The sequence below is a fragment of the Rhodococcoides fascians A25f genome (assembly GCF_000760935.2).
Lineage (GTDB): Bacteria > Actinomycetota > Actinomycetes > Mycobacteriales > Mycobacteriaceae > Rhodococcoides.
The window spans coordinates 5,388,115-5,403,654 of the sequence record NZ_CP049744.1; the positions used below are offsets into that span (position 1 = coordinate 5,388,115).

Genomic DNA, 15,540 nt, shown 5'->3' on the forward strand with positions numbered 1-15,540 from the left:
GTCGGAACTGAATTACTCAGTCCAACTTCTGGGGAGCGGTGCACACCGTCGAGACGTATGCAATGGTCCATTCACGCGGTGTAGCCGGCCCAGGTCGGACGGGGATCAGGACGAAACTGCCGCACTCTCGCGATCGGCGAACACCTTGGCGTATCGGGTGCCCGCGATCAGCAGCAGCAGCCCTACTGCGATGAAGGCGATGACGCGGAACAGTCCGTCCAGCGCGACGAGGTCGAAGAGGAACAGTTTCGCGATGGCCGCCGCCGTCAGGGCCAGTCCGGCCACGAGTGCCGCATGGGCGTGCGTGACGCTACGCAGCCCGAAGGCCAGGAGCGCGAAGGCTGCGATCATCCACTCGATGGTCGCGGCAGTGTGACCTGCCGTGAATCCTGTTGTTTCGCCGCCGATTCCGATACCGAGCGTGACCGTTGCCGCCGTCAGTCCGTAGAGCGCGAGTACACCGGAGACGATGGCCAGGGTCTGCATTCCGTCGTCGACCAGGTTCAACTCGGCCAGTACATAGGCGAAGGCGAAGGCCGTTGCCGCGAGCAGGATTCCACCGATCACGATGCCTGCACTGCCGACGGCGAAATCGGAGTCCAACAGCGCCCGGGGCGGGCAGACCGATACGAACATCAGTGCACTGATCACGCCGAATCCGCTGCCGATCAGGTACGCAAGTGTCGAGCGAGTGCTGTGCGCCACTGCGAGCAGAGCGAGGGCGACAGCGAACAGCACGACCGGACGGATTTCGAGGGTCGTCGACTCGACTGCAGCCTGCAACGTGGCCAGGGCACCGATCACCGCGACCGTGATGCGAGCGTGTCCCGGCAACCAGCTCACCACAGCCACGATCGCCACCGCGGCAGCAGCGAGAACCAGTTGAAGGGTGACGGCAACACCGCGGTCGAAGATGTCGACGGAGAGCAGGACCGGCAGCGCCGGCAGAGCGATCATCACGGTCGCAACCACATCGGAGACGTTGCGGCGCAACAGCTCCAGCGACATTCCGATACCGAGTACCGCCGTGAGCACGATGGCCAGGAGCAGCCAGTAGTTATCGGTCGAGCCGTTCATGTCGGCAGTGGCGACCGCAGTCAACACCGCGCCGACGAGGGGAACGGTCCGAACAACCTGCAGGATCTGCCAATTCCGACCGATCTGGGCGGGGAAGCCGGCGACATAGGTGGCGATGAAGAATGCGATCAACGCCAGGGTGAGGCCCTCGGTCAGTACCGGGCCGCACACCGCGACGCCGGCCAGAATCAATACTGCCATCGGCTGCGACTTCCACTGCACCGCCAGAGCTGTTCCGGCAGCTGCAATTCCGAATGCAACGATCAGCCCGATCACGGGATCGAGCCAGCCGTACAGAACGGACGTCGCAAGCACGTCGAGGTACAGGCCCGCGATGCCGGTGGCAGCGAGAGCAATTCCGCCGACGCGTCCACCGGAGCGCCCGAACACCCGAACGCCCGCACCGATCAGCGCGAGGGAGAAGACGGCTCCGGCCGCGACCCGCAGCGGTGGGCCGAACCACCCGGCCTGCGCCGCGAGCACCAACAGCATCACGACACCGACGAGGGTGACGCCGGCCCCGGCGACGGCCAGCAGACGACTGATGACCCCGTCGCGCTGCCACCAGGGCTCCCTCGGCGGAGCGGGCGGACGCGGCGCAACCACCGGCCCACGTGGCGCTGCAACCGGACCAGGGGCGGCCGGCTGAGTGCGACCCACCGGCTGGCCCACCGGCTGACCCGCAGGCTGACCCGCGGGTTGCCCCATGGTCCGATACGTCGGCTGACCGTAGTTCTGCGGTGGGAGCTGCTGCGGCACGAAAGGCGGCGCATAGGACAGCGCAACGGGAGCGGGCGGCACCGGGGCAGGGGCCTGAGGAGCACGAGCAGGAGCCTGGGGAGCGGCACCGAGTTGCGACTGCAGGGTCTGCAGATCGACGGCCACCTGACGCATATGGTCGCCCAGGGAATCGAAGCGACTGGACAGTCGCGCGACGAGTTGCGGATCCAGCCCGGAGTTCTGGGAAGAAGTCATGGGTTAGATACTGCGAGCATTGCCGCCGAAAAGCGTGAGTAGTGCTACTCGGTTCTCTCGAGTAGAACAGCCGAATCTCTAGCCGAACATCCTGCGGATCGAGCTGCCGAAGGGATGTTTTGCGGTCACCGAGCCCAACCGAACCTTGCCCGACACGACAAGATGCAGCGGCCCGTAGGGCGGTCCGGTACGGACCTTGTTGGTGGCGCTGCCCGCCACCGTGTCGACACCGTTGAGGTCGACGGTCGCTTCGGTGGGCACGATCAGTGTCACGGTGCTGCAGTAGTCGTCGACGTGTATCTCGACCACCTGCGTCGACATGACTGCCTGGGTGAAGTCGAGCGTCACCGTGGACATGCGAGTGGAGACGCGCAGGCTCGGCGGCACGTTCCACGGTCCCTTGCGGGTGATGGTGGACATGGTGCCGCGCAGTGTGTCCGACGCGCCGCCGCCGTGCCCCCAATGCTCCTGAACAACACGGCGTGGAGGCTGATGCGGGGTCGGCGCGGCGACGGGTTTCGGTGCCGGGCCATGCTCCTCGGCCAGGTGCATACCGGGCAGGTCGACGAGAACCGAGTTCAGCTCACCGCGGGTCTTCGACGCCAGGGCGGTGTCCATTCGCTCGGTGAACTCACCGAGCGAGAGCATGCCCTGCCCCACGGCGCGTTGCAGCAACTGCCCGACGTGTTCACGTTCGGCATCGGACACTCGCAGATCCCTTGCCTCCATGCACTCAGGGTAGCGAAGATCTCAGGCTGCGCGACCGCCGAGAACCGACAGCATTCCGGACACCGATGCGGGCCAGCCGAACTCCTCGGCACGCAACCTGGCGGCGATACGACGGCCGTCCACCGGTAGTTCGAGTACTCGCTCGATCTCCGCAGCGAACCCGTCGGCAGTGTTCTTCGAGGATCCTCCGCAGTGCGGGGTGACGATCTGCGCCAGCGCCGAGGTCTCGGAGACGACGACGGGTGTACCTGCTGCCAGTGATTCCAGCGCGGCGAGTCCGAACGTCTCGTGTGGGCCGGGGGCAAGAGCGATATCGGCCGAGGCCAACAGCGCGGCGACGGTCGACCGGCCGGTGACGAAGCCCAGGAAGTCCACCGGGAGGCCTCGGGCGCGTCGTTCCAGGCCGGCCCGGCGGGGACCGTCCCCGGCAATGACCAATCGAGCACGTATGCCCGAATCATTGAGTGCAGCAAGCGAATCGATACTTCGCTCGACGTGCTTCTCCACCGACAACCGGCCGCAGTGCACCAGCAGACGATCCGCGTTGCCCAACCATGCCGACCGATCACCCACGTGCCGACGCCGCGGATGAAACAGGTCGAGATCCACCCCGAGTGGCACCCGATGCACGTTCTGAACCCCGATGCGCTCGAACTCCTGTTGCGCGAACTCGGTGGTACACACAACGGCGTCGTACTGCTCGGCGGTGCGGCGATTGGCCAGATCGGCAATGGGACGCGCACAACGCATCGGCATCGTCTGTGCCAGCAGCCGGTCGAGGCGTTCGTGCGAGATCATCACGCTGCGTACATCCCGCCGCGCGGCCCAGCTACCCATGCCGCGCAGCGTCAGCCGGTCCGATACCTCGATCACGTCCGGCCGCAGCCCGGACGCCACCGCCGACACTCGGCGTGGGTCGGCAACCCGGTAGCCGCCGGTGCACGGGATCTGCGGGGCGGGCACCTCGATGCGCACCACCCCCGAGGGCAGCAGTTCCTCGCTCCACTGCGCTCCCGGCACGATCAGCGTCACCTCGTGGCCGCCTGCGACGTAGCCCGATCCCAGCTGGTCGACGGCCGTCCGCAAACCGCCGGACCGCGGTCCGTAGAAGTTGGCCACCTGCACGATGCGCACCCGACCAGTCTTCTCATCCGCGCGTCCACCGGGCACCGCAGCGATGGACAGTGGCCGAACCCTCGCGAAATTTCTGTGTGGGGATCGCTACCAGCGGGTAGGTGGAACAGATGCGAGTGACACTGCAATCCACCGGAAACGCCGCAGCGCCCGAGGTCTGGGAGCGCTACATGGAGCCGACGGCATGGAAGACCTGGGCTCCCCAGATCATCGGCGTCGAATATCGTGGCGAGCGACTCACTGCGGACAGCACCGGCAGGGTGCTGGGGCCGCTAGGGTTGCCGATCGACTTTCGGGTGCATTCGGTCGACGAGCGCTCGTGGACCTGGGCATGGTCGGCGTGGTTCCAGAACCAGGCCATCGGAGTCGACCTGACGCACGGCGTCGTCTCACGGCCCAACGGGACCAGGGCTTGGCTGACGATCGACGGTCCGATGCCCCTCGTCCTGCCGTACGTACCGGTCGCCAAGTTCGCGCTCGGCAAACTGTGTGCGCCGTAGCGCTACTCGGAGCGCGTGACGGTCTTCTCGTCGGATTTGTCGGCCACGTGGGTCGGCTCGGGGGTCGGTAGCGAAGGCTCGTCACCCGATCCGTCGAGATGGCCGTCGAACTCGTCGACCGCCTCGTCGCGCTCGGCACCGGTCTGATCGAGATCGGCGTCGACGCCCTTCGAGTGCTTCGCCGGGTCGACGGTGGTGTCCACTGCTTTGTTGTCGGTCATGGGGTCAAGAGTGCCCGTCGGCCCGAGACGCAAACCCCTACAGGCCCTTCTCGATGGCGTAGCGAGTCAGTTCGACACGGTTGGCCAGCTGCAATTTCCGCAACGTCGCCTGCACATGGTTCTCGACGGTGCGGTGACTGAGCGTCAATCGCGTCGCAATCTGCTTGGCGCTCAGACCCTTTGCCACCAGTCGCAATACCTCGGTTTCCCGGTCCGTGAGCGTGGGGCGCGTATCGGATTCCGGTTCGGGCGACGACGACATCCGCCGGAACTCCCCGAGGACCAGGCCCGCGAGACCGGGAGTGAACACCGCTTGCCCGGCTGCGGTGGCGCGGACGGCGTCGAACAGCTCCTCCGCCGATGCACTCTTGACCAGGTAACCCGTCGCGCCCGCCTTGATCGCGTCGAGCACGTCGCTGCGTTCGGCAGAGGCCGAGAGCACCAGGATCTTGGTCTCGGGCGACGCCTCCAGGACAGCGACGGTGGCGTCGGCCCCGTTGCCGTCTGGCAGGTGCATGTCCATCAGCACAACGTCGGGAGTGGTGGCTCGGGCGCGGCGTCCGGCAGCGGCGACGCCGTCCGCGGTAGCGACGACCCCGAATCCGGCGGCCTCGAGATCTCGGGCGACGCCGTCACGCCACATCGGGTGATCGTCGACGACCATCACCGCGATCTCGGAATTCGTTTCCTCTGTCATCGAAGTCCCTTCGTTCTCGGAAGACGAATCTCCCATTCGGTCCCCTCGCCGTCGGCGGTATCGAGCAGTGCTGTGCCACCGAGGGATTCGACGCGGCCCAGAATGGATTTCGACACACCCATCCGGCCCTCGGCTTCGGCGGCGGCGAGCCGTCCGTCCGGGATTCCGTGGCCGTCGTCTCGAATACTGACGATCAGCTCTCCGTCTACGTCCTCGAGCAACACGTACGCCTTGGCCTCGGACCCGGCGTGGAGTTCGACGTTGGACAGCGCCGTCGCCACCACCGCGGCGAGTTCCTCGGCCACTTCGGATTCGACGAGCACCGGATCGGCCGGAGTGGAGACGGAGACAGCAGTACCGGCCTGCGTGCGCAGCAACGCGCGCACGTCCACGATCGAACCGGTGTGATCACCGCGCGGAGCGGCCTGTTCCGAGATCAACACGCGCAGCGCGACTTCCTGCTCAGCGGCCAGATTCGCGAGTTCTGCAGCAGGCCCGCCTATTTCGAGCCCTCGCCGGCGCACGAGGGCCAGTACCTGCAGTACCCCGTCGTGCACCTGCCGGGCGAGTCGTTCACGTTCCTCGGTGATCGCGGCCGATCGAGCTGCGCGACGCAGTTCTTCGTGAGCGCGCCGGGCAGTGTTCGACGCCATTCCCAGCGCCAGCCCGGCCGAGAGCAATACCGGAGCGGTGGCGTCGGACCAGAGGTCGGAGTCGAAGCGATCGCGAACGAGCGCGCTGACCACCGACATCACGACACCGGATGCAATCCCTCCCTTGGGGCCCAACAGGATTGCCGCGGAGATGACGGCATTGGTGGCCCACAGCGTGGTGGGCAGGGTTTGGCGGGTGCTGTACCAGTCGTAATCGGCCACCAGCCGCGTCGAGGCCATCAGTGCGATGACGATCACCTGATCGGCGAGCACCACCTGCCACCGTGGCAGCGATGCGCGCGCGAGCATCAACGCCGATGCCCCGGACCACACGGCCATCAGGGAAACGAACACCCAGCTCAAGCGGGGATTGGTGTAGTTGTCGACGGTGGCGACCTGGTAGCTGACGGCGTAGACGAGGGTGATCAGGCGAAAGGCCTGCGAGGCCCGCCACAGCGGGGTGTCGGGATCGGACGAGGTGAGCGTGGTCCGCACCCGATCAGCCGTCCGCATCGGTGTTCTGGCCCGGAATCTTCAGTTCTCCCTTGGCAAGTCGATCGGGCTCGTCGGCACCGGGAGGTGTGTGCGGATCACTCGCTTCGGCTGCGTACAGCGGGTCGGTCGGTTCGAGTTCTTCGTAGACCTCCTCCGGATCGTCGGCGAGCAGCGACCGCACAGCGGTGTTGAGCACTGCGACGATCGGTACTGCGAGCAGGCCACCGACGATGCCGGCGAGCAGAATTCCGACGGTGATGGACAGCACCACCGCCAGTGGATGCAGCCGTACCGCGCGTCCGAGCAGAAGTGGTTGCAGCACATGCCCTTCGAGCTGCATGACGGCGACCACGATGCCGAGGGTGATGACGGCGGTGATCAGGCCCTTGGTCACCAGGGCGATGAACACGGCGACGAATCCGGTCAGCACGGCACCGATGATCGGGATGAACGCGCCGATGAACACCAACGAGGCCAGTGGGAGAGCCAGTGGTACACCGAGAATGGCGAGACCGGCGCCGATGCCGATGGCATCCGCGGCCGCGACGGCAACCGTCGCGCGGACGTATCCCACCAGCGACCCGAAACCTTGAATGCCCGCGGTGCGGATCTTCCTGCGAGCTCCGGTCGGCGCGAGCCGGGTGACGAACTGCCAGATCTGATCGCCGCCGTACAGGAAGAAGATGAGCGTGAACAGTGTCAACAGTGCGCCGGTGAGAATCTCACCGATCACCGCGGCGGTCGTCAGTGCTCCGCTGGTGACGGCTTCCTGGTTGTCCTGAATGACCTTGACGAGGTTGTCGGTGGCCTGCCGAATCTGGTCCTCGCTGATGTGCAGCGGTCCGCTGCTGAGCCATTCCTCGACGCCGTTGATCGATTGGGTGAACTGATCGCCCACCTGCGGCAGACCTTCGATGAACTGCTCGACGATGAAGGTCATGATCCCGGCGACGACGCCGATGCTGGCAATGATCACGATGATCACGGCGACGGCCCGCGGCACTCCGCGTCGATGCATCCAGTCGACGACCGGCACGAGCATCGCCGACGCCAACAGTGCAAGACCCAACGGTATGACGACCGTGCTCAGCTTCGCCACCACGTACGCAAAAGTGATGAATCCGGCGAACAGGACAAGTATTCGCCACGTCCATTCCGCCCCGATCCGCACCAGCGGGTGCACCGAATCTGCCGCCGAAGTGGGGCCCGGGGACGCCCCCGTACCTTGCGCCCGCAACTCGTCGGTGCTCACCCGCTAAATTTAACCTGTGCTGGCATCTTTCCGAGCGGTCTCGCTCACTCTGAAGAGTCGCTGGCCGCTCTATATGTTCTCGATGCTCATCGCCAATGTCTTCGGGGCCGTGCTCGTGTTCGCGTTCGTGCGCTACGGCCTGCCCATCCCCGAATCGCAATCGATCGTCGCCGATCGTGTCCGCAACGTGTACATCTTCGGTGCCTATCTGGGTGTCGCCCTGGTGGTCAGCCTGATCTACGCATACACACTGCTGCGCTCGGTCATCAGGTGGCAGCTCCGCGGTGGTCCGCCCACCCGCAAGGAACAGATGACGACGCTGCACGCGCCGTTGCGTCAGGCGATCGTGCACCTGATTCTGTGGATCATCGGCGGCATCATCTTCGTGTTGCTGACCATCGCAGAGATGCCGTCGCTGTCGATCGCGGTCATCGTCACCGTCGGAATGGCCGCGACGGTCACCTTCGGATTCACCTACATGCTCGGCGAGCGCATCCTGCGGCCGGTCGCGGCGATGGCTCTGAGCGAGGGCCGCTTCGATCGCACGATGACGCCCGGCGTCGGTACCCGCATGGCCATGACGTGGGGGCTGGGAACGTTGATGCCCGTCATCGGGATCATCCTGCTGTGCGCCACCCAGCTGACCACCGATCTGGTGTTCTCCCCCAACGCCCTCGCCGTCGCCATCATCCTGCTCAGTGTTCTCGCCATCGTGCAGGCGTTCGTACTGTCGATGCTCACCGCGAGCCAGATCTCGGACCCCATCAGCCAGCTGCACAGCGCCATCGAACGCGTTCAGCGCGGCGAGACCGACGTCGAGGTCGACGTGTTCGACGGCAGCGAGATCGGGCGCCTGCAGGTCGGCTTCAACCGCATGATGGAGGAATCCGCCGAACGACGCGTCCTGCGGGAGCTGTTCGGCCAGCACGTCGGCGAGGACGTGGCGCGTCGCGCATTGCAGTTCGGAACCGAACTCGGCGGCGAGACACGATTCGTCGCGGTGCTGTTCGTGGACATGGTCGGCTCCACCGCCACCGCCTCCGAGCGCCCACCGAGCGAGGTCGTGGTGTTGCTCAACGAGTTCTTCCGCGTCGTGGTCGATGTCGTCGGGCGTCATCACGGCTTCGTCAACAAATTCATGGGCGACGCGGCCCTCGCGATATTCGGAGCCCCACTCGATCGTCCGGACGCCCCCACCGCCGCGCTCGCCGCCGCCCGTGAACTGCGATTCGCACTGAACGAGATCACCGGCCTCGACATCGGCATCGGCGTCTCGGCGGGTCTTGCCGTCGCCGGCAACATCGGAGCCTCGGAACGCTTCGAGTACACCGTCATCGGAGACCCGGTCAACGAGGCATCGCGACTCACCGAGCTGGCGAAACTGCGCCCTGGACGCGTCCTGGCGTCGACCTCGGCCCTGTACTTCGCCGACGACGAGGAACAGGAACAGTGGGAGTTGGGAGACCAGGTTCAACTGCGTGGTCGACGACGAGCCACCCACCTGGCCTGGCCGGTCGAGTATCCCGACGCCACACCCGGCGACGGTTAGTCTGACAAGGTGCCCGACCCCAGCTCCACCCGCGGACCCGGAGTGCGGCGTCCGCGAAACCGGCTCCGGTGGCTCAAGTGGATCGCTGGAATCGCCCTGGTTGCGCTGCTGGTGGGCGAGGCGATCTACCTGTGGCCACGGCTGCACGAATCCTGGACCGCCGTTCGCGAAATCCACTGGGGTTGGCTGGCGGCCTGCATCCTCGCGCAGGCAGTGTCGCTGAGCGCATTCGGCCGAGTACAGAAACAACTACTCGACGCAGGCGGCGTGAAAGTACGTCAGCGAAAGTCCGTGGCCGTCATCTACGGCAGTACCGCGATGGCGCTCACCCTCCCCGCCGGGCAGGTCTTCTCGACGGCGTTCACCTATCGCGAGACCCGTCGCTGGGGCGCGAGCCCGGTGGTGGCGTCATGGCAGTTGGCCATCTCCGGCGTCATCGCCGCAGCTGGACTGGCCGTCCTCGGGGTGGCCGGAGGATTGGTCGTCGGCAGTTCGTTCAACACGTTCACCGTGGTGCTGCCGATCGCCGGAGTCATCGCGATCGTCGTCGCCGTCCGCTACATCTCGAATCACCCCCAGTCGATCAAGACCGTCGCGCGCTGGGGACTGCGTCGCTACAACGCGTTCCGAAACCACGAGCTCGATGCCGGGGCCGAGGGCATCGACAAGATCATCGGTCAGATTCAGTCCGTCCAACTCGGCAAACGCGACGGGGCGCTCACGCTGTCGTGGTCGGCGGTACATCGACTCGGCGACGTGGCGTGCCTGGCGTTCGCGTGCTTCGCCGTCGGCGCGGATCCACGACTGTCCGGTTTGCTCATCGCCTTCGCGGCCGGCAAAGCCGTCGGATCCGTTCCACTCGCGCCGGGCGGCCTGGTTGTCGTCGACGCCACCCTCATCGCGTTCTTGACCAGCGCTGCATCGATCACCGCATCGCAGGCGGTCGCGTCGGCGCTGGTCTATCGCGGGGTCAGTTTCATCCTTGTCGCCATCGTCGGGTGGATCGTGTTTCTGGTGCTCTTTCGTAAGCATCAGCACGCCGATCTCGAATTCGATATTGCGCTCGAACAGCAGGAGACCGCCGAGCTGCGGCGCACCGAGAACAGCCGGGACGCGAAGGGCGATCCGGAACCGGCATAAACGCAGACGTTCAGTGGCGTTCGTCACTTTCCGTTCACCCGGAATATATACGGACCCTGGTCCGCTTGTGTACTATGAGCATTGAAACTTCAACCCACTAGGAGTCACCATGACCACCGCCATTGCACTTCCCGAGCTCACCGCAGGCACCTGGGCCATCGACGCAACCCACTCCACCGTCGGATTCACCGTCCGCCACCTGGTGGTCAGCAAGGTCCGCGGCCGTTTCCAGGCCTTCACCGGCACCATCACCGTCGCTGCCGACGGCACCCCGTCCGTCGACGCCGAGATCGACGTCACCTCGATCACGACCGACAACGCCCAGCGCGACGGCCACCTCAAGACCGCCGACTTCTTCGAGGTCGAGAAGTTCCCCACCGCAACGTTCAAGTCCACCTCGGTCAAGGCCGACGGCGGAGACTTCATCGTCACCGGTGACTTCACCCTCCACGGCGTCACCAACTCCATCGATCTCAAGCTCGAGTTCAACGGCGTCAACGCCGGCATGGGCAACGGACCGGTTGCCGGCTTCGAGGCCAGCACCGTCATCAACCGCAAGGACTTCGGCATCAGCATCGACATGCCCCTCGAAGGCGGCGGCGCAGTCGTCGGCGACAAGATCACGCTGAACCTGGAAATCGAAGCCGGACTGCAGGCGTAATTCTGCCCCGCTTCACACCCCTCCCCCTTCGGATCAATGCGGCTTTGTTGCAGTCCAAGCGACTGAAACCCGCATTGATCCATGCCGGGAGGCCCACCGAACGGCCCGTATCGCATTCGCGGTACGGGCCGTTCGCTGTCGGTGTCTACAGTGGGGCGCGTGAAGTTTCGATCCCCCGCAGTTGCTGCCGTCCTCGACCTGCTGATGGTCTTGCTCTTCGCCGCGATCGGCCGTCGCAGCCACGCCGAGGCCACCGCGCTGTCCGGCCTGTTCCACACCGCCTGGCCGTTCGTCGTCGGTGCGGCCATCGGCTGGATCGTCACATTCGCGCTGTACCGCAACAAGTTCGACGCGTTCCTCATCGTCCCGACGGGCATCGTCGTATGGGTGATGACGGTCGCTCTCGGCATGGTCCTGCGGGCGGTGACCGGGCAAGGAACAGCTGGGTCGTTCATCGTCGTGGCAACCCTGTCCACCGCCGTTCTGCTGCTCGGCTGGCGCGCGCTGGCGAAGTTCGTACCCAGCGTCCGCTGAATGAAGAGTTCGTCGAGATCGGCCTCGGCGCGATAGGATCATCCACGGTGCGCCGGGAAGTCTGGTCGGCAACAACTTTGTGCTGCGTACCTGCCATATAAGGTTCGGTCGGTTCGCAACGCGACGAAGCTACCGAAAGGCGTTGTCACCGTGACAGATTCATCCAGTTCCAAGACGCGATTGCCGCTGTTCTCTCGCGGCTCCTGGTCCGAGGCCGACCGCGTCGCGCAGATTCTCCGCAAGGAAACCGTCGGTGGCGCATTGCTCCTCGTCGCCACTCTTGTCGCGTTGATCTGGGCCAACTCACCGTGGTCCGCGGCATACGACTCGCTGATGAGCACCCGCGTCGGGCCCTCGGCACTGCATCTCGATCTGACGCTGTCGACGTGGGCCGCCGACGGGTTGTTGGCCATCTTCTTCTTCGTCGTCGGACTCGAGCTCAAACGCGAATTCGTTGCCGGTGATCTGCGCGATCCGGCACGCGCCGCATTGCCGGTGGCCGCGGCTGTCGGCGGAATGATCGTTCCCGCAGTTATTTTCGTGTTGTTCAACCTAGGCACCGGGGACGGCGCTCTCCTCGGCTGGGCCATTCCCACCGCAACCGACATCGCGTTCGCCGTCGCCGTCCTCGCGGTGATCAGCACGCATCTTCCGACCGCGTTGCGCACCTTTCTGCTGACCCTGGCTGTAGTCGACGACCTCCTGGCCGTCAGTGTCATCGCGATCTTCTACACCGACGACATCAACTTCGTCGCGCTCGGACTGACGCTGATTCCGCTTGCCCTGTTCGCCGTTGCCGTGCAGATGCGCGTTCGCTCGTGGTGGGTTCTCATTCCGTTGGCCGTGGTGACGTGGGTGCTCATGCACGAGTCCGGCGTCCACGCCACCGTCGCTGGCGTTCTGCTCGGCTTCGCCGTTCCAGTGATCCGGAGCAAGGCCAACGGCGGCCCGGAAGCGGGCCCCGGTCTCGCCGAACACTTCGAGCACAAGATTCGGCCCATCTCCGCGGGAATCGCGGTGCCGCTCTTCGCCTTCTGCGCTGCCGGCGTGACAGTCGGTGGATTCTCCGGTCTTCGCAGTGCACTGACCGATCCGATCGCCATCGGCATCATCGCCGGCCTCGTCATCGGCAAGGCCATCGGCATCTTCGGCACTACATATCTCGTATCCCGTTTCACCAGGGCGACACTGGATGCCGGACTGAAATGGCTCGACGTCTTCGGCGTCGCAATGCTCGCGGGTATCGGCTTCACCGTGTCGCTGCTGATCGGCGACCTTGCTTTCGGCGAAGGAACTCAGCGCGACGATCACGTCAAGGTCGGGGTGCTGACCGGTTCGATCATTGCGGCCACCATCGCATCGATCATTCTGCGAACCCGCAACAAGGCGTACCGGGACTTCTACATCGAAGAGACACGCGACGACGACCACGACGGCATCCCGGACGTGTATCAGAACAAGAAGTAGCGATCGGTGGAATCCGGACGGCTCCGATGACACGATGAGTCGGTGAGCGGAACCGTGCGCGAACTGTTGACCCGGCACATCGACGCCGGACTGATGCCGGGGGCGGTAGCACTCCTGGGCGGCCCTGATGCGGAACCCATCGCGGTCGGATCATCGGCGGTCGGCGGTCCACCGATGGCAGTCGACGCCATCGTCCGGATTCAGTCGATGACCAAGATCGTCACCAGCGTGGCCGCCCTGCGGCTCGTGGAGGAGGGCCGACTGACGCTGGACGACGACGTCGTTCCCTGGCTTCCCGAACTCGCGGGCCGCCCCGTGCTCACCCGCCCCGACGCTGCACTCGACGACACCGTTCCTCAGGACCGACCGATCACGTTGCGGCACTTGCTCACCAACACCAGTGGGTACGGAATTCAGATGGGAGACACCCCGCTGGCCCGGGCGATGAGGGACAACGACACGGAAGCCGGATCCGCGCCGTCTCCGCTCGGCGCGGACGAGTGGTTGGCACGAATGGCGGATCTTCCGCTGGCTTTTCAGCCCGGTGCTGGGTGGCGCTACCACCACGGCTTCGCGATCCTCGGCATCCTCGTCTCCCGTATCGTCGGCCGGTCTCTGCAGGATCACCTCCGCGACGACCTGTTCAGTCCACTCGACATGCCCGACACCGGGCTGTGGGTACCGACCGACCGGTGCCATCGCCTGACGGCGGCCTACCGGTTCGACGACGGGTCGTTGATCGAGACCGAACCCGCCGCAGGCGGACCCTACGCTGGACCGCCCCCTGTCGACGTGAGTCACGGCGAGTTGGTGTCCACGGTGACCGATTTTCACCGCTTCCTTCGCGCGATCCCGACGTCGGTGTCGACCGAGCACCTGGAGCTGATGACACACGACCAGGTGCCCGCGTCGATCAAGACCGACGAGAGTTTCTTCCCTGGCTTCTGGCCGGGAACGGGGTGGGGATTCGGCGTCTCGGTCGTCACCGAAGGAAGTCACCTCGGTAGGTACGGCTGGTCCGGCGGGCAGGGCACCGACTTCTTCGTCGACCCGGACGGGACCATCGGCATCTTGCTGACGCAGACCGAATTGTGCGAGGCCACCTTCGCGTTGCTGTCGGAGTTTCAGGAACTGCGCTGAGAGGACCTACGCTGGGTCGATCGCAGCTCCTACAGTGGTCGCCGTGATCGAGAACCGGTTTCGGCCGTGACGCAGCCGTTGGCCCGTCGACTCGGGCTGTTCGACGCCATCGTCATCGGTGTCGGTTCGATGGTCGGGGCCGGAGTGTTCGCGTCGTTCGCCCCCGCTGCGGCCGTTGCAGGTGCGGGCCTGCTGATCGGTCTTGCCATCGCCGCGGTCGTGGCGTTCTGCAACGCAACATCCTCGGCGCAGCTGGCCGCCCAGTACCCGACCTCGGGTGGCACGTACATCTACGGTCGTGAACGACTCGGCGAGTGGCCGGGGTTCTTGGCCGGCTGGAGCTTCGTCATCGGCAAGACCTCGAGTTCGGCGGCGATGGCACTGGTGTTCGCGGCCTACGTCGCACCTGCCGGTTACACAGAACTCGTTGCGGTGCTTGCCATTATCGCATTGACAGCGGTGAACTACTTCGGCATCACCCGCACGGCCATGCTGACGAAGATCCTCGTGGCTGCCGTCCTGACCGTCCTCGTCGTGGGAGTGGTCCTGGGCCTGACCGGCTCGTCCGGTCCGGCCGTCGACGGACTCGGCTCGTTCGCCGCGAACGGGTGGTACGGAATTCTGCAGTCGGCGGGGCTGCTGTTCTTCGCCTTTGCGGGGTACGCGCGTATCGCCACGCTCGGCGAGGAGGTCGTCCGACCCGAACGCACCATTCCGCGTGCCATCGTGTCCGCCCTCGGTATCGCATTGCTGGTCTACGCCGTGGTTGCGTTGACACTGCTGTCGGTTCTCGGCCCCGATCTCCTGGCCTCGTCGTCTGCCCCATTGATCGATCTCGTTGTCGCTTCGGGTCATTCGTGGGCGTCGCCACTGATGCGGATCGGTGCCGGCCTGGCCGCGCTGGGGGCTTTGCTGGCACTGATCGCCGGCATCGGACGCACGTCGCTGGCAATGGCCCGGCATGACGATCTGCCGTCGTATCTGACCGCGGTCCATCCGCGCTATTCGGTTCCGCACCGGGCCGAGATCACGCTCGCCGTGATCGTCGTCGTGCTGGTCCTGGTGGTCGATCTGCGTGACGCCATCGGCTTCTCGTCGTTCGGGGTCTTGCTCTACTACCTGGTGGCCAATCTCAGCGCGTATACCCAGGATGCGCAGCATCGCCGCTACCCACGTGTCCTGCCGGTGATCGGCAGCATCGGGTGCGTGGTGCTGATCGCCACGTTGCCGGTGTCGTCCATCATCGTCGGAACCGTCGTGGTCGCGCTCGGCGTCCTCTACCGAACAGGCCGACGACTGTTCACTTGACGACTGAT

The 15,540-nt window shown here is 65.4% G+C and carries 15 protein-coding genes; 8 read left to right on the plus strand and 7 right to left on the minus strand.

Going from position 1 to position 15,540, the window contains the following annotated elements:
• Positions 1–105 precede the first annotated feature (105 nt).
• The 3 genes from BH93_RS25270 to BH93_RS25280 all read right to left on the minus strand — a co-directional run bounded on the left by BH93_RS25270 (position 106) and on the right by BH93_RS25280 (position 3,915).
• A complete protein-coding gene (locus BH93_RS25270) occupies positions 106–2,052 on the minus strand; it encodes a DUF2339 domain-containing protein (protein WP_197914493.1) in 1,947 nt (648 codons plus the stop codon).
• A gap of 78 nt (positions 2,053–2,130) precedes the next feature.
• Entirely contained in the window at positions 2,131–2,781 is a 651-nt protein-coding gene (locus tag BH93_RS25275) for a DUF1707 SHOCT-like domain-containing protein (RefSeq protein WP_037171105.1), read from the minus strand.
• A gap of 21 nt (positions 2,782–2,802) precedes the next feature.
• Complete coding sequence (locus BH93_RS25280) at positions 2,803–3,915, minus strand: glycosyltransferase (protein ID WP_037171171.1); 1,113 nt, start codon at positions 3,913–3,915, stop codon at positions 2,803–2,805.
• A gap of 110 nt (positions 3,916–4,025) precedes the next feature.
• On the opposite strand from BH93_RS25280, the gene BH93_RS25285 reads away from it, so the two are divergent.
• Positions 4,026–4,415 (plus strand): hypothetical protein, encoded by a 390-nt coding sequence (locus BH93_RS25285; RefSeq protein ID WP_032378365.1) that lies wholly within the window; start codon positions 4,026–4,028, stop codon positions 4,413–4,415.
• Positions 4,416–4,417: 2 nt separating this feature from the next.
• Here the strand turns inward: BH93_RS25285 and BH93_RS25290 are convergent, their stop codons facing one another.
• The 4 genes from BH93_RS25290 to BH93_RS25305 are packed head-to-tail and all read right to left on the minus strand — an operon-like array spanning position 4,418 to position 7,733.
• Positions 4,418–4,636 (minus strand): hypothetical protein, encoded by a 219-nt coding sequence (locus BH93_RS25290; protein WP_032405263.1) that lies wholly within the window; start codon positions 4,634–4,636, stop codon positions 4,418–4,420.
• A gap of 37 nt (positions 4,637–4,673) precedes the next feature.
• On the minus strand, positions 4,674–5,333 hold the full coding sequence (locus BH93_RS25295; protein WP_037171103.1) for a response regulator: 660 nt from the start codon (positions 5,331–5,333) through the stop codon (positions 4,674–4,676).
• A complete protein-coding gene (macS, locus tag BH93_RS25300) occupies positions 5,330–6,499 on the minus strand; it encodes a MacS family sensor histidine kinase (RefSeq protein WP_037171101.1) in 1,170 nt (389 codons plus the stop codon). The genes BH93_RS25295 and macS overlap by 4 nt, the downstream gene beginning before the upstream one ends.
• Entirely contained in the window at positions 6,486–7,733 is a 1,248-nt protein-coding gene (locus tag BH93_RS25305; protein ID WP_052064771.1) for an AI-2E family transporter, read from the minus strand. Before BH93_RS25305 ends, macS begins: the two co-directional genes overlap by 14 nt.
• 73 nt (positions 7,734–7,806) lie before the next feature.
• Here BH93_RS25305 and BH93_RS25310 point away from each other — a divergent pair, with 73 nt between their 5' ends.
• From BH93_RS25310 to BH93_RS25340, 7 genes are all read left to right on the plus strand, one after another.
• On the plus strand, positions 7,807–9,282 hold the full coding sequence (locus BH93_RS25310) for an adenylate/guanylate cyclase domain-containing protein (protein ID WP_032378364.1): 1,476 nt from the start codon (positions 7,807–7,809) through the stop codon (positions 9,280–9,282).
• A 9-nt stretch (positions 9,283–9,291) separates the two neighbouring features.
• Complete coding sequence (locus BH93_RS25315; RefSeq protein ID WP_032405260.1) at positions 9,292–10,422, plus strand: lysylphosphatidylglycerol synthase transmembrane domain-containing protein; 1,131 nt, start codon at positions 9,292–9,294, stop codon at positions 10,420–10,422.
• 109 nt (positions 10,423–10,531) lie between these two features.
• Positions 10,532–11,083 carry a YceI family protein gene (locus tag BH93_RS25320; RefSeq protein ID WP_037171099.1) on the plus strand — a complete coding sequence of 184 codons (552 nt, stop codon included), beginning with the start codon at positions 10,532–10,534 and terminating at the stop codon, positions 11,081–11,083.
• A gap of 204 nt (positions 11,084–11,287) precedes the next feature.
• Entirely contained in the window at positions 11,288–11,617 is a 330-nt protein-coding gene (locus tag BH93_RS25325) for a DUF3054 domain-containing protein (RefSeq protein ID WP_052064776.1), read from the plus strand.
• Positions 11,618–11,767: 150 nt separating this feature from the next.
• Positions 11,768–13,084, plus strand: coding sequence for a Na+/H+ antiporter NhaA (gene nhaA / locus BH93_RS25330; protein ID WP_037171096.1), 1,317 nt, complete (start codon positions 11,768–11,770; stop codon positions 13,082–13,084).
• A 42-nt stretch (positions 13,085–13,126) separates the two neighbouring features.
• Complete coding sequence (locus BH93_RS25335; protein ID WP_037171094.1) at positions 13,127–14,224, plus strand: serine hydrolase domain-containing protein; 1,098 nt, start codon at positions 13,127–13,129, stop codon at positions 14,222–14,224.
• Positions 14,225–14,290: 66 nt separating this feature from the next.
• Positions 14,291–15,532, plus strand: coding sequence for an APC family permease (locus BH93_RS25340; protein WP_037171093.1), 1,242 nt, complete (start codon positions 14,291–14,293; stop codon positions 15,530–15,532).
• Positions 15,533–15,540 lie beyond the last annotated feature (8 nt).